Here is a 13,286-nt window from a genome sequence, read left to right as displayed (position 1 = left end):
CGCCGGCTTGCCGAGGCGCTGGCGGGCGTCGGCGAGCCCCGCCTCGGCGATCCGCAGCCAGGGCGCATCCTTCGGGCTCTCGGCGATCAGGTCGCTCCAGCGGCTCTCGGCGTCTTCGGCCCGCTGTTCCTGGGAGGCGTCGAGGGCGAGGAAGAACTTCGCCGGCAGATAGGAGGGGTTCAGCTGCAGGGCACGCTCGAAGGCCGTCTTGGCCTCGCCGGTGACCTCGCCGCCGGCGGTTTCGGCCAGCGCCTCGCCGAGGCCGCCGAAGCGGCTCGCCGAGGGTCCGTTGAGGTCGATCGCCTTGCGGAAGGCCTCGGCCGCATCCTGCGGCCGGTTCATCCGCAGATAGATCGGCGCCAGGACCTCCCAGCCATTGCCGTCTTCGGGGTTGGTCCGCAGCCGTGCCTCGGCCTTGTCCACCAGCGTCGCGAGGTCGAGATCCTCCTGCCCCGGCTGCGGCCGTTCGCGCAGCGCCAGCGGCTGGTCGGAAAGCCGCGGCGCGCCGATGCTCCCATAGAAGGCGAAGGCGATGGCGGGCACCGCGATGATGGCGAGGAGGCCGACGAGCACGGATCGCTGGAGCCCGCGCCCCGCGGCAGCCGGCGCTCCGCTCCCGGTCCCCGCCTTCGCCCGTTCCGAGGCCCGCAGCAGCCGCCGGCCGATCTCGGCCCGGGCGGAGGCAGCCTCGCCCGCGGCGATCGTGCCGCGCTCGAGGTCGCCGTCGAGCTCGCGCAACTGCGCGGCGTAGACCTCGACGTCGTGCTCCTCGGCGGAGCTCTCGTCGCGACTGTCGACGCGCAGCAGCGGCCAGGCGATGGCCAGGGTGACGACGGCCGTCATCGCGGCGGCAACGATCCAGAAAACCATGCGCTCCACTTACGCGCGCCGCACCCCGCAGACAATGGCGGATGGCAGCGCTCCCTCCCAGACACAGACTCTCGCAGGTCGTGCCGACCCCGGATGGGCGCGGTGCGCCCCGGGGCCGGATCGATCTCTATCAGCCGCTTAACAGAGCGCCGCCGTGATGCCCATTCAAATCGTCCGGAGACGATGGGGAGCGATCACCGGGACACGGCCGCTTTAAGCCGGGTCCTGCATCGGCAGCGGATCGCGCTCATCGACGGGTCCGCCGCTCGCCGGCCGCAACCCGTCGTGCCGATCATGCCACCGGCTTCCACAGGCCGTTCGGCGTCTTGCAGGCGACCCCCGAGGCCTTGACCGGGTTCGCCCCCGCCGACAGCACGTGGGAATAGGCGCGGCAGTCCTGCGAGCCGACCCGGTAGAGCTGCGTCGGCACGACCTCGCCGCGATAGCCGTCCTCGGTCCATTGCACGGGCTCGCCGGCGGGGCTGAACTGCAGCGCCTGGAACTCGGCCTCGACGGCCTTCGTCTTCGCCGCATCCGGCATCTGCGCGGCGAAGGCGGTCTGGCCGACGAGCCCGCCGCCGAGGGCGACGGCGCCGGACGAGATGGCGGTCTGGGTCGTCGACGCCCCGAATCCGAGACAGCCGCTCAGCGGCAGGGTCGACAGAAGGACGAGGATCGCCGTTGCCAGTCTCATCGGATGGGTCCACCAGCGGGAGAAACGATGACCGCAGTGCGGCCGCCGCTCAGGGATTTCCCGCTTCGACCGGCGATGTCAAGGACCGGGCCGGAACAGTCCCGGAGCAATCGCAATCGTCCCCCGGGCGATCGGGCCTGCCGCCGGCACCGGCACGGTATGGGCATGGGCATGGGCATCGGCACGGGCGCGGCGCATCCGCAGCTAGCGGATCCGCGGCAGCACCACCCGCGCCGCAAGCCCGCCGAGCGGCGAGCGCGACAACTCCAGCATGCCGCGATACTCGGCGACGATGTCGCGCACGATCGACAGGCCGAGGCCGCTGCCGGGCGTCGCCTCGTCGAGGCGGCGGCCGCGCTTCAGCGCCTCGCGGATTTCCTCGCCCGACAGCCCCGGCCCGTCGTCCTCGACGAGGACCGCGAGCCGGTCGGCCCCGTCGGGCGCGCATGACAGGCGGATGGTCCCGCCGGCCCACTTGCCGGCATTGTCGAGGAGGTTGCCGACCACCTCTTCGAGGTCCTGGCGCTCGCCCGCGAACACCAGCTCTTCCGATCCGGCGGCGTCGAACTCGACGGCCAGATGCGGGTTGAGCTTGGCGATGACCCTGGCGATGCGCTCGAGCACGTCGCGCACCGGCGTGCGGAAGACGACGCTCTGCCCCTGCGCCGCCATGCGCGCCCGGTCGAGATAATGCTGCACCTGGCTGCTCATCCGGGCGGCCTGCTCCTCGACCACCTGCCCCTTTTCGGCGCCGATGGAGCCGGCCTCGTTCATCAGGATGGCGATCGGGGTCTTCAGGGAATGGGCGAGGTTGCCGACCTGGGTGCGCGAGCGCTCGACGATGCGCCGGTTGTTGTCGATCAGCGCGTTCATCTCCACCGCCAGCGGCTCGATCTCGACGGGAAAGCCGGTCCGCAGGCGCTCGGACCGCCCCTCGCGGACGTCGGCGAGGGATTCGCGCACGCGGCCGAGCGGCCGCAGCGCCACGAGCAGGACGATGACGTTGACGAGGACCGTGCCGAGGCCGACCGTGCCGAGATAGAACATCAGCGTCCGGTCGAAGGCGTCGATGTCCTCCTCGACGGAGGACAGGCTCCCCATCACCCGGAACCGCGCGGTGTGATTGTCCGTGTCGAGCACCACCTCGGTCTCGAGCACTTCCAGCGTCTCGCCGTCGAGGCCGGTCTCGTCATAGGTGCGCCGGTACATCTGGTCGAAGGGCGCATCCGACACCGGCGCCTGGGGGATCGTCATGAGCACCAGCGAGGCGGAGGTCAGCCGGCCCCTGGTGTTGTCGGAGGCCGGCAGCACCTCCCAGTACCAGCCGGAGAGCGGCCGGGCGTAGCGCAGGTCGCCGAGGTCGGGATTGCCCTGCAGCCGCCCCTCCGCGTCGACGCTGACCGCATTGACGAGGTTGTAGAGCTGGGCGCCGAGAAGATTCTCGAAGCCCTGCTTGGCGGTGCGCTCGTAGAGGGTCGAGATCAGCGCGCCGGCGACGAACAGCGCCAGCACCGCCCACAGGCTGGTCAGGAAGATCACCCGCGCCGTCAGCGAATTCGCCCGCAGGAAGGCCGCGGACGACAGGATGCCGCCGCCGCGCCGCCAGCGCCGGCGCAACGGCGCCCAGCCGCCGGCCCTGATCCGCCGCAGGAGGTTCAGCCCTCGCCTCCCGGATCCTGCATCCGGTAGCCCTGGCCGCGGATCGTCTCGATCAGGTCGGCCCCGAGCTTCTTGCGCAGGCGGCCGACGAAGACCTCGATGGTGTTGGAATCGCGGTCGAAGTCCTGGTCGTAGAGATGCTCGATCAGCTCCGTGCGCGAGACCACCGCACCCTGATGGTGCATCAGGTAGTCCAGGAGCCGGTGTTCGTGGGAGGTCAGCTTCAGCGGCGCGCCGTTCACCGTCACCCGCGCCGTGCGGGTGTCGAGCCGCACCGGGCCGCAGAGGATCTCCGACGAGGCGTGGCCGGCGGCGCGGCGGATCAGCGCCCGCACCCGGGCCAGCACTTCCTCGACGTGGAACGGCTTGGTGACGTAGTCGTCGGCGCCGGCATCGATTCCCGCCACCTTGTCGCTCCAGCGGTCGCGCGCCGTCAGGATCAGCACCGGCATCGTCCGGTTTTCCCGGCGCCAGCGTTCCAGCACGCTGATCCCGTCCATCTGCGGCAGGCCGATGTCGAGCACCACCAGGTCATAGGGCTCGGTATCGCCGAGGAAATGTCCTTCCTCGCCGTCGAAGGCGCGATCGACGACGTAGCCCGCGCCGCTCAGCGCCTCGGTGAGCTGGCGGTTCAAGGTCTCGTCGTCCTCGACGATCAGGATGCGCATCGCTTCAATTTCTCCCTTCGCCGGCATCCGGCCGCCCGACCCGCCCGCAGGTCCCGCCCAGCCCGGCCGCCGCGAGCCGCCAGCCGATCACGGCTTGATCGTGATCGTCTGCTTGCGCGGCCGCTGGTTGCCCTTGCCGGGCACCAGCACGGTGACGACGCAGACGGTCTGCCCACCCTGGCTCTGGGTCGACACCGACAGCACCTGGCCGCCGGTCTGCCGGGCCGCCCGGCTCGCAGCGCCCGAGCAGTCGGCCGCGGCCATCCGCACCGGCGCCTCGCCGCCATGCCCGCCCACGGAAAGGCTGCGCGCGCCGCGATCCTCTTCGCCGCCGAGACCGGCAAGGGCCGGCTCGGCCGCAAGACCGATCGTCACTGCTAGCGCCAGGATGGTGCGAAGGAGGGTCATTCTGGTCCAATCGAGATTGCCGCCGGGTGGAGCGAAACTTGACGCCCCGGTTTTATCAAGGCCCGGCTGAATGACGAATGAATGTCGCCGGCAGATGCCTCGCCGGGAGCCGACCATAGCCAGCACTCGACCGCCGGCATAGGGCAATCCGGCGATGCGGGCGACGCTCGAGGCCAAGTTCGCGCAAAAGTGTCGCGCCGAGTGCCGGGCCGATCGGTTTCGATGGCAGCGCCGGCGTGCCTCGACCCGACGAGCCCGACCCCACGGGCTTTCATCCTGACGCACCCGATTGCCACGGGCTCCATTCCGCCGGTCTGCCCCCTGCCGGCGCCGATCCTCCAAGCTTCACCCCGGCCGCGCGAACTGCGCCCGGCGCGCCGTTCCCGCACCCCACACCGGGCTGACCTGCGCGACGGCGACCTCGAGATGCGCCGGCAGGGCGCCGAAGCGGGCCAGCTGGTCCGCCGCCGACAGCGTCAGCCGCGGCTCGCCGGTGTCGATCGCAACGGCCGCTCCCGCGCCGTCCGAGATCGTCGCACGGTAACGCTCCGCCTCCTCGCCGAGCGGCACCTCGCTCGCGTCCCAGTTGTCGCCGCCGATCCGCGTGCGGCGGATCCAGGCGAGGCTCACGGCCCCGTCGGCGGCAAAGCGCGCGGTGAGGTGCACCGGCGAGAGCGACCGCACCGAGCGCCGGCCGAGGGCTCGGGTCTGCGACACCACCGCCCCGTCGTCGCGGCCGCGCCCGAAGGGCTGGACGCGAAACTCCAGCGCGCGCCCGACCTCTGCCGCCGTCAGGTCGAGCGCCTCGCTCGCCCCGTCGAGGAGCACGAACAGCGCGCCGGCCGACGCCCCCGCCGCCATCGCGTCCTCGGTGCCGCCCTGCGCCCGCAAGAGCCGGCCGAGCCGGAACTGGCCGGGAGCGATCTCCTCGGCCTCCTGGAACTGCAGCACCTCGAAGCCGCCGTTCTCGCATGCGACCGCGCAGAGATTGCCGCCGGCCAGCATCGAGGCCCGCGACAGCGACGCCAAAGCCCCGCGCGGCAGCGCCACGGTCAGGTGGTTCGCCGGGTCGATGCGCCCCTCGGGCCGGGCAGGAGGGCTTCGGTCAGCCGGCCGAGGGTCGCCGGCCGGGTGACCCGCGCCCGCACCGCGAGCGCCCCGTCGTCGGCAAGGCTCGCCACCTCGTAGCCGGTGAAGGGCGAGGCGCCGACCGCCACCCGCGCGCCCTCGAAGCCGCTTCCCCCCACCGGGAGCGGCAGGTCGAGAAACGCCGCGAAGGGCCGCGAGGCGAGGGTCGGTCGCACCGGCGGCAGCGCCGGGAGCGAGCCGCCGCCGACGCTGCCGCCCCGGCGCGCCGGCAGGCGCCTCGCGGTGATGCGCTGGGACAGCCCGGTCTCGATGCGCGTCACCAGCCATTCGCCGCTTTGCCCAAAGAGGCGGTGCACGTCGCCGACGGTGATCGCAAGCTCGCTCGCCGGCACCGCGAAGCTCGCTGTCTCCGAGACAGCCCCGCTCTCGGCGAGGAGCGCCGCGGCGAACCGGCTCGCCTCGTCCTCGTCCATCACCGCCGGCACGCCGACGATCTGCCGGCGCGGCGCGGCGACGCTGGAGCGCATCGCCTCGGCGCTGCCGGACTGGTAGTCGCGCCAGACGTCGAGGAAGGAGAGCCCCACCGCGTCGACCGCCTCCGCCGCCTCGGCCCGGCGCGTTTCGACGAAGGGGGTGTCGTCCTCGTCGACGAAGACGCCGATCTCGCCCGTCGCCCTGAGCCGGGCGAGCGATCGGGCGACGAGGCGGCCGTCCTCGACATGGGCGACGGCGCCGACGAGGCCGAGAAGGCTCTCCAGCGATTCGCGCGCCGACGACGGCCCGCTCTCGACCCAGCCGGTGAGCGAGGCCTCGAGGCCGGTCAGGTCGTGGTCGAAAATGCCGTGGCCCGCCAGGATTTCCGTCACCAGCGCATCGACGGGGGCATTGCCGAGACGGCCGGTCAGCCAATGTCCGAGCCGCCAGTTGTCGCCGTCGCTCCACACGTCGGTGCGGCCCGGAAACGCCGGAAACGGCCGCGCGTCCCAGGTCCACAGATGGATCGCCGCCGGATCCACCATCCGCCCGCCATAAAGCGGCGAGAGCGGATTGGCGGCCTCGTCGAAATTCTCCGCTCCCGGCGTCCAGTGGTCGAGATGCACCTCCAGAAACCGCCGCTGGACGAGGTCGTCCCGACCGCCGGTGGAAAAATGCGGCACGTCGCTCTCCGACGACTTCGGATCGACGAAGAGGTTCGGCTCGTTCGGCCCCTTGTCGATCGCCGGGCAGCCGAGCTCGGTCAGCCAGATCGGCTTGGCCATCGGCACGAAGCCGGTCGGCTCCGCCAGTTCCACCCCGCCGCGCCGTTCGACATGCGGGTTCGACCACCAGGAAACGAGATCCTTGGCCCGGAACACCCAGGGCTTGCCATGGGCGCCGTCGGTGATCGGCGTGCGCAGCTTCGCCGCCCTCGCCGCCTCGCTCTCATAGTACCAGTCGTGATACTCGCCCCGGGCGATCTGCGCCGCGAGGCCGCCGCGGTCGTGGGGCGAGGGCCATTCCGGCTCGGCCTCCCCGTCCCGCCAGTCGGCGATGGGCAGGTAGTCGTCGATGCCGATGACGTCGATCGCCGGCGAGGCCCACAGCGGGTCGAGATTGAAGAAGACGTCGCCGGACCCGTCCTGCGGATGGTAGCCGAAATATTCGCTCCAGTCGGCGGCGTAGGTGACGACGGCGTCCGGCAGGATCGCCTTCACGCCTTGCGCAATGGCAATCAGCCCTTCCACGAAGGGGAAGCGTCCCTCGTGATCGCGGATGCGGGTCAGGCCGCGCAGCTCCGATCCGATGACGAAGGCGTCCGCCCCGCCCGCGGCGGCGAGATGCGCCTGATGGAAGATCATCCGGCGATAGGTCCATTCGGCGGGCCCGGAATAGATCACGCGATTGCCAAAGAGGACGAAATCGTCCGGCTCCGCCGTCCCGAGGAACGCCGCGACGGCGGCCCGCGCCGCCGCGCTTCCATCGGTGCTGCCGGCCCGTCCCACGGCGATGTCGAGGCTGATCCGCCCGCGCCACGGGAACGCCGCCTGCTCGGCCCCGCCATAGGGGTCGGGAAGGCCGTTGCCCGGCGGAACGTCCATCAGGACGAACGGGTAATAGGTGACGTTCAGGCCGCGGTCGCGCGCCGCCCGGATCGCGCGGATGACGCCGGCGTCGCTGGGCGTGCCGCCATAGGCCGGGCTGCCGGCGACGCGCGAGACGAGCGCTGCGTCGCCGCGGCCAAGACCGCTGACGCGCCAGTCCTCGTTTTCGTTGCGAAAGCCCGTCTCCACCTTCGGCCGCAGGCGGCAGCTCCCGGCCCGCAGGTCGTCGCCGAACCACGAGACGACGAGCGCCGCCCGTTCGAGATGGGGGCAGAGCGCGACGAGCTCGTCGAGGGAGGCGGCGATGTCGCTGTCGCCATGAAGGACGTTGCGGTTGATCAGCCGGTCCTCGCCCTCCCTCAGCTCCTCGCGCACGGCGACCGGGTCGAGGCCGTGTTCGCTGGCGCCGGGAATGATGTTGACGGCGCGGATCTGCTCCTCCAGCCGCCCGACCGGCCGGATCACCTCGCAGGCGATCTGCGGGATGCGGTTGCCGTAGCGCTCCAGCGCCAGGCGCTCGAACACCAGATAGGCAAGGCCGCGATAGGCCGGCGCGTTGCCGGCGCCCTGCTTCACCTCGATCAGCGGGTCCGGCAGCTGCGTCTCGTCGCCGAGATAGACCCGCAGGTTCACCTCGGAGAGATCGACCTCCTCGCCGTCGGCCCAGACCCGGCGGATCGCCGCGATCGGTCCTTCGCACAGCCCCACCGCGACATTGCCGAAATAGCTGTAGGTGGTGATCTCGACGCTCGGGCCACCCTTGCCGCCCTGCCGCTCGGTCTTGGTCTCCTCCTCGAAGCGCGTCGTCCAGATCACCTGCCCGGCGATCCGCGCCGTGCCGGCGACGCGGGCGATGCCGCCGCCCTCGTCGGCGGTCATGATGCGGGAGACCTCGAGCCTCGGCCCCTCGCCGCGCCGGGTCTGGGAAAACAGCGAGCGGTCGATGGCCGATCCCGCCAGCGCGCCGGCCGCCCGGCCGATCACCGCGCCGATGGGCCCGCCGAGGAAACTGCCGATCGCGGCGCCGGCCGCCTGGAGGATGATGGTCGCCACGGCTCACTCCGGAAAACGGAAGGCGCCGGCGATCCGCCCGCGCCAGCTGCGTGGCAGCGCCGTCGAGACGACGGCGGCGCCCTCATAGGCATGGATGATGCGGCCGTCCTCGTCGACGACGGCGCAGTGGGTCGCGGGCGCCGATGCGCGCCAGCGGAACAGCAGGACGTCGCCGGGCCGCGCGTCGGCGATGGGGATCGCCGCGAGATGGCGCGTCGCCGCCGCCAGCAGCCGGTCCGGCCCCGCCCGCAGGCTCCAGGTCGTCGCATAGGCGCCCGGCGCTTCCGGCTCCGGCCCGCGCAGCTCCCGCCAGATCCCCCGCAGGAGCCCGAGGCAGTCGCAGCCGACGCCCTTCGAGGAGCCCTGGTGCCGGTAGGGCGTGCCGAGCCAGCCCCTCGCGGCGAGGAGCACCCGGCGGTCGATGTCGTCGGTCATGGCACCACCGGCGAGCCGTCGTGGAGATCGCCGCGCCTGGCGACCGCGTAGCCGGCGTCGCTGCCGGGAATATGCGGGAAGCCCCGGAAGTTCAGCTGGTTGGCGAAGCGGTCCCGGCAGGTCGAGAACCGCTTGTCGCAGCCCTGGACGATCCGGAACCGGTCGCCCGCCGTGATCTCCGCGACGATCGTCTCGGCCAACGTGAAGCGCACCCGCCCCGCCCCGCCCGATTCCTCGCCCGCTGCCCCCAGCATCGCCGCCGACGCGACGTCGGAGGCGAGCCCGGCGCCGGCGCCGTCGAGAAATGTCAGCCGGCCGAAGGCGTATCGCTCCGGCGGTGCGCCGAGATCCGTCGCGGTCTCGATCCAGCCGTCGCCGACGGCATCGACGGCGCATTCCACGGTGAAGGGCGGTGCGGCGACGGCGAAGCCGCAGCGCGCGTCCCCGAGGACGGCGTCGCAGCGCCGCCGATAGAGCCGGCCCCGCACCGCGTCGAGCCGCGCGGCGACGCTCCGCAGCTCCGCCATGAAGCCGGTTTCGCCGCGTTTCACCTCGCCGAGATCCGAGACGTCGACCCTCAGATGAGCCTCGACATTCTGCCAGTCGGCGACGAAGGTCTCGACAGTCGCCCCGTCATAGCGTCCGGCGGCGATGTCGACCTCCTCGATCGCCGCCGAGGACAGCGCGCCCTCCACCTCGCCGGTGGTCGCGCCGAGGCCGAGCGCCGCCTCGGCCTCCGAGGCCGAAAGGCCGCTCGCCGCCTCGAAGCGGGTGCCGTCGAACGTCAGCGCCTCGTCGTGGTCGGTGAAGCCGAAGACGCGGCCGTCCCGTCGCGTCAGCCGCCAGCAGGTGGCAAGCGTCGTCGCCGACCCTCCGATCGCCGCGGCGAGTTCGGCGGGAAGCGTCCTCATGGCCTCACCTCGATCAGCGGGATGGTGGGGATGTCGCCGGCCTCGAAGGCGGCGATGTTGATGGCGATCTGGTCGGTGTCGAAGCGCACCGGCACGTCGAAGCCGAAGCCGGCGGTGATCGCCGCCCCCTCGCCCGGCGGAGCCTCGAAGGTGACGATCCCGGTCGAGGGATCGACCGTCACCCCCGCCGCCGTCTCGATCCCGCCCAAGGCGATGCGGACGCTGCCGGCAACGGGCTTCTCGATCGGCCGCGCATAGGCGGTCTCGCCGGCGCCATAGACCTTGACGAGGGAAAACGCCGCCGTCTCGCCGTCGCCGATGCCGATCGGCTGGTCCAGCGCCGAGACCGGCTGGCCGAACGGCGCCGAGGCATGGTCGAGCGGGTCGCGAAAGCGAAACCCCGTCAGCCGCCCGCGCATCGCCTCGAAGAACTCCAGCACGGCGGCGAGATCGGCGAGGCTCTTCAGCCCCGAGCCGGCATCGTAGCGGCGCACCGAGCGGGCCTGGCGCTGGTTGCGCTTTTCGAAGCCGGTGGACAGCCGGACGATGTCGGTGCGCCGTTCCGGCCCGCCGCTGGTGCCGAAGGCGATGCGCAGGGGAAACCGCTCCTCGCTGAAAGCCGTGATCGCCATGTCAGACGCCCCTGCGGCCGCGCGCCGCCGCGCGGGTCAGCATCGCCTGGATCTGCGCCTCGGCCCGCCGGAAGCTCGGCGCGTCGGGGGTCGAGACGTTGAAGACGATGGTCGGGCCCTCGCGCCCCTGCGGCGCGGCGACCCCGAGCGTCCCGTCGGCGCCCCGCGACAAAGGCAGGATCGCCTCCGCCCCCGCCTCGCCCATCAGCCCGGTCCGCCCGCCCGCCGGAAAGAACGTCGGCGCGGCGACGACGCCGCCCTTGGCGAAGGGCAGGACGCCGCCCGTCCCGCTTCCCCCCGACCCGGCCCCGCCGGCAAGCGCGGAAAACACCTGCCCGATGGCATTCGAGGCGAAGTCGCCCAGCGGCTTCAGCGCCGCATCGAGCGCAATGGTCGACAGCCGCGTCGCCAGCTGCTTCAGGACGCCGTCGAGCGAGCGACTGCCGGTGACGGCTCCCGCAAAGGCCGATGTCAGCGCCGATCCGAACCGCTCGGCCCGGTCGGAGAGGTCCGACAGCGCCCGGTCGAGGCCGGTGGTGTCGGCCCGGATGGCGACGGTGAAGGTCTCGTCCTCGTCCATGGGTCTCGTCCTGTGTGGGAAAGGTTCTCGTCGGCGCCCGGTCGATGGACGCGATCCCGGTGGCCGGCATCCGGGTGACCGCCCTTTCGGTCGACGCCATCCCGGCGAGTCTCGCTCAGCCGTTTTGCCCGGGCGGGTCCGTCTTTTGCGGCGCTCTGTCCGGAAACCGCCGCATCAGCCGGGCGAGGTCGCCGGGGGTTGGCGCCGTGCCTCTGCGAGCGGCGCCGAACACGCTCGCGAGTTCCCGTGGCGTCAGCGTCCAGAACGCCTCCGACGACAGCCGCAGCACGCCGAAGCCCACCTGCATCGCCGCCTCCCAGGGGAATGCTGCCGGCGTATCGACGCACGCGGTCTCGCGGCCGGTAGCGTCGGCGGGCAGATGCCGCTCGACGGCGTCGCGGCCCTGGCCCCCGATCTCATTGCGCTCAGAACCCAAGCGCCCGGTGCTCAAGTCCCCGGCTCTCCGGTCCCCACTGCTCAGGCGCCCGTCACGGGAGGGTTTGCGCTGCCCGTCCCGGCCGCCTCCCCGTGGCTGCCGAAGGCTGCCGCCAGCAGTTCGACGGCGATCGCCGCCGCGCCCGCGGCCCCTCCCTCGATCTGCATCCGGGCGACCTCGTCGTCGCCGACCTCCGCCCCGCCGCCGCGCAGGCCCGCGCCGATGATCCGCGTCAGGTCGCGCGCCGACAGCCGGCCGCCCTGGAACCGTTGCGCCAATGCGCCGAGATCCTCGGCGGCGAACGCGTCCTCGAGTTCGGCCAGCGCGCCCAGCGTCAAGCAGAGCCGGCGTTCCTTGCCGTCGATGATCGCGGAGACCTCGCCGCGCCGGCGATTGACCGCCATGGTCAGACGACCTCGAAGGTGAGCGCGCCGGCCGATTCCAGCGTCGCCTCGAAGGTCACCTCGCCGTCGTGCTCGCCGCCATATTCCAGCGCCGTCACCTGGAACGGTCCGGTCACCCTGCCGAAATCCGGGATCACCGCCTGGAAGGCCGCGATGCGCGAGGAGAAGAACACCTGCCGCAGCGCCGCATCCGAGGCGGCATCCTTGAAGATCCCCGAGCCGGACAGCGCCGCCCGCTGGACGCCGGCGCCGCCGAGCAGCTCGCGCCAGCGCCCGGCGCTCTCGGCATCGGTGACGTCGACGACCTGCGCGTTGAAGGCGATCCGCCGGCTGCGCAGCCCGGCGATGGTGGTGAAGTTGCCGTCCCCGTCCTCGTCGATCTTGAGGAGGAGGTCCTTGCCCTTCTGAGCGCTCATCTTGGCTGTCCCGTGCTCGCGCCAAAGCCGCGGCGGTCTCCCGTCGCGGCAACAAAAAAGGCGGCCCCGAAGGACCGCCGCTCACTCGCCAGATTGTCGTGTGCCGCCACGGGGATCAGGCGCCCGCGGGGGGACCCCGCGTCGTTCCCCACCGCTGACGAAGAGGCTCCTCGGAGCCTTGCCGCCTCAGGCCAGCGGTTCGGTCACCGCCCGGAACCGCAGAATGCCGTGATAGGCGGAGGAATCCTCCTCCCGCCGCGCCTCGGCGAATTGCAGCCGCAGGTTCACCAGGTGGTGGCCCTCCAGTGGCAGCGCCGCGTCGTTCAGCCGATCGGCGACCCTGTCCATGATCTCGTAGGTCTCGGCCTTGCCGCCGCCCTTCGCCCAGACATGCAGCGTCAGGATGTGCTCGGCGCCATCCTCGGTGCCGGTGGACCAGTCGACCACGCCGGTCCGGCCGAGGGTCAGATAGGGAAAACTCGCCCGCTCCGGGCGCCGGTCGAACACCTTCGGGCCGCCCAGAAGCGCCGTCAGGGACGCATCGGACGTCAAAGCCGAAAAGATCGATTCCTGCAGTTCAGCGCTGGGATGTGCCATCGTCCTCGCCCTCGTCACGATGCCATGTTTACGGTGCCGTGTTCACGATCGTCGACGCCATGAAACACAAAATGAGATGGTTCCACCAGCGCCAAGTTCAACGAAGCGGCCTTAACTTTTTCGCGACCTCGCCACCGTTGCACGCGCCGACCCCGTAGCGCTCTCGCCCGTCTCGAAGGGATCGGCGAAAATCGCTTTGACTTCATCGGCTTCGGCAAGGCGGGACGTCGCGGGAAGCCGCCCCTGCGCCCCCACCGGGCGCTCCCCCTTCCGTTGGGCGAGGCCCCTCGCGACGAGCGATCGCAGGCGCCGTCCGAGGCCGCCTCGCGCCACCGTCACCATCAGCCGCATCG

At 71.8% G+C, this 13,286-nt stretch carries 15 protein-coding genes; all 15 read right to left on the bottom strand.

Annotated elements, in window-relative coordinates:
* On the bottom strand, positions 1-870 hold an 870-nt coding region (gene ccmI / locus ATO4_RS25305), incomplete at its 3' end, for a c-type cytochrome biogenesis protein CcmI (RefSeq protein ID WP_083594675.1).
* Positions 871-1,162: 292 nt separating this feature from the next.
* Positions 1,163-1,564, bottom strand: a complete 402-nt coding sequence (locus ATO4_RS25300) for a hypothetical protein (protein ID WP_083594673.1) — start codon at positions 1,562-1,564, stop codon at positions 1,163-1,165.
* Between the two features lie 204 nt (positions 1,565-1,768).
* Positions 1,769-3,073, bottom strand: a complete 1,305-nt coding sequence (locus tag ATO4_RS25295; RefSeq protein ID WP_083594686.1) for an ATP-binding protein — start codon at positions 3,071-3,073, stop codon at positions 1,769-1,771.
* Positions 3,074-3,219: 146 nt separating this feature from the next.
* Positions 3,220-3,891 (bottom strand): response regulator transcription factor, encoded by a 672-nt coding sequence (locus ATO4_RS25290; RefSeq protein WP_083594672.1) that lies wholly within the window; start codon positions 3,889-3,891, stop codon positions 3,220-3,222.
* Positions 3,892-3,978: 87 nt separating this feature from the next.
* Positions 3,979-4,299, bottom strand: coding sequence for a hypothetical protein (locus tag ATO4_RS27500; RefSeq protein ID WP_139802689.1), 321 nt, complete (start codon positions 4,297-4,299; stop codon positions 3,979-3,981).
* A gap of 345 nt (positions 4,300-4,644) precedes the next feature.
* Entirely contained in the window at positions 4,645-5,349 is a 705-nt protein-coding gene (locus tag ATO4_RS28560) for a hypothetical protein (RefSeq protein WP_083594670.1), read from the bottom strand.
* Positions 5,350-5,351: 2 nt separating this feature from the next.
* The gene (locus ATO4_RS25275; RefSeq protein ID WP_083594668.1) at positions 5,352-8,522 is read right to left on the bottom strand and encodes a glycoside hydrolase/phage tail family protein; all 3,171 of its coding nucleotides are present in this window, start codon (positions 8,520-8,522) and stop codon (positions 5,352-5,354) included.
* 3 nt (positions 8,523-8,525) lie between these two features.
* A complete protein-coding gene (locus tag ATO4_RS25270; RefSeq protein WP_083594666.1) occupies positions 8,526-8,957 on the bottom strand; it encodes an NlpC/P60 family protein in 432 nt (143 codons plus the stop codon).
* On the bottom strand, positions 8,954-9,868 hold the full coding sequence (locus ATO4_RS25265; protein WP_083594664.1) for a DUF2163 domain-containing protein: 915 nt from the start codon (positions 9,866-9,868) through the stop codon (positions 8,954-8,956). The genes ATO4_RS25270 and ATO4_RS25265 overlap by 4 nt, the downstream gene beginning before the upstream one ends.
* Positions 9,865-10,500: a DUF2460 domain-containing protein gene (locus tag ATO4_RS25260; protein ID WP_176223168.1), complete on the bottom strand. Its 636-nt coding sequence runs from the start codon at positions 10,498-10,500 to the stop codon at positions 9,865-9,867. Before ATO4_RS25260 ends, ATO4_RS25265 begins: the two co-directional genes overlap by 4 nt.
* Position 10,501: 1 nt before the next feature.
* A complete protein-coding gene (locus ATO4_RS25255; RefSeq protein ID WP_139802688.1) occupies positions 10,502-11,080 on the bottom strand; it encodes a phage tail tape measure protein in 579 nt (192 codons plus the stop codon).
* A gap of 115 nt (positions 11,081-11,195) precedes the next feature.
* Positions 11,196-11,531, bottom strand: a complete 336-nt coding sequence (locus tag ATO4_RS25250) for a rcc01693 family protein (protein WP_348626482.1) — start codon at positions 11,529-11,531, stop codon at positions 11,196-11,198.
* 26 nt (positions 11,532-11,557) lie between these two features.
* Positions 11,558-11,920: a gene transfer agent family protein gene (locus ATO4_RS25245; RefSeq protein WP_083594662.1), complete on the bottom strand. Its 363-nt coding sequence runs from the start codon at positions 11,918-11,920 to the stop codon at positions 11,558-11,560.
* A 2-nt stretch (positions 11,921-11,922) separates the two neighbouring features.
* The gene (locus ATO4_RS25240; RefSeq protein WP_083594661.1) at positions 11,923-12,336 is read right to left on the bottom strand and encodes a phage major tail protein, TP901-1 family; all 414 of its coding nucleotides are present in this window, start codon (positions 12,334-12,336) and stop codon (positions 11,923-11,925) included.
* 186 nt (positions 12,337-12,522) lie between these two features.
* The gene (locus tag ATO4_RS25235; RefSeq protein ID WP_083594659.1) at positions 12,523-12,933 is read right to left on the bottom strand and encodes a DUF3168 domain-containing protein; all 411 of its coding nucleotides are present in this window, start codon (positions 12,931-12,933) and stop codon (positions 12,523-12,525) included.
* Positions 12,934-13,286: the final 353 nt, after the last annotated feature.

Source organism: Aurantimonas sp. 22II-16-19i (assembly GCF_002088275.1).
Taxonomy (GTDB): Bacteria; Pseudomonadota; Alphaproteobacteria; order Rhizobiales; family Rhizobiaceae; genus Jiella.
This window is presented reverse-complemented; position numbering and strand designations above follow the sequence as displayed.

Bases quoted from the DNA above. Each gene is read 5' to 3' on its own strand.
- ATO4_RS25300 (WP_083594673.1), bottom strand. From the start codon at position 1,564: ATGAGACTGGCAACGGCGATCCTCGTCCTTCTGTCGACCCTGCCGCTG.
- ATO4_RS25290 (WP_083594672.1), bottom strand. From the start codon at position 3,891: ATGCGCATCCTGATCGTCGAGGACGACGAGACCTTGAACCGCCAGCTC.
- ATO4_RS27500 (WP_139802689.1), bottom strand. From the start codon at position 4,299: ATGACCCTCCTTCGCACCATCCTGGCGCTAGCAGTGACGATCGGTCTT.
- ATO4_RS25270 (WP_083594666.1), bottom strand. From the start codon at position 8,957: ATGACCGACGACATCGACCGCCGGGTGCTCCTCGCCGCGAGGGGCTGG.
- ATO4_RS25265 (WP_083594664.1), bottom strand. From the start codon at position 9,868: ATGAGGACGCTTCCCGCCGAACTCGCCGCGGCGATCGGAGGGTCGGCG.
- ATO4_RS25260 (WP_176223168.1), bottom strand. From the start codon at position 10,500: ATGGCGATCACGGCTTTCAGCGAGGAGCGGTTTCCCCTGCGCATCGCC.
- ATO4_RS25255 (WP_139802688.1), bottom strand. From the start codon at position 11,080: ATGGACGAGGACGAGACCTTCACCGTCGCCATCCGGGCCGACACCACC.
- ATO4_RS25245 (WP_083594662.1), bottom strand. From the start codon at position 11,920: ATGGCGGTCAATCGCCGGCGCGGCGAGGTCTCCGCGATCATCGACGGC.
- ATO4_RS25240 (WP_083594661.1), bottom strand. From the start codon at position 12,336: ATGAGCGCTCAGAAGGGCAAGGACCTCCTCCTCAAGATCGACGAGGAC.
- ATO4_RS25235 (WP_083594659.1), bottom strand. From the start codon at position 12,933: ATGGCACATCCCAGCGCTGAACTGCAGGAATCGATCTTTTCGGCTTTG.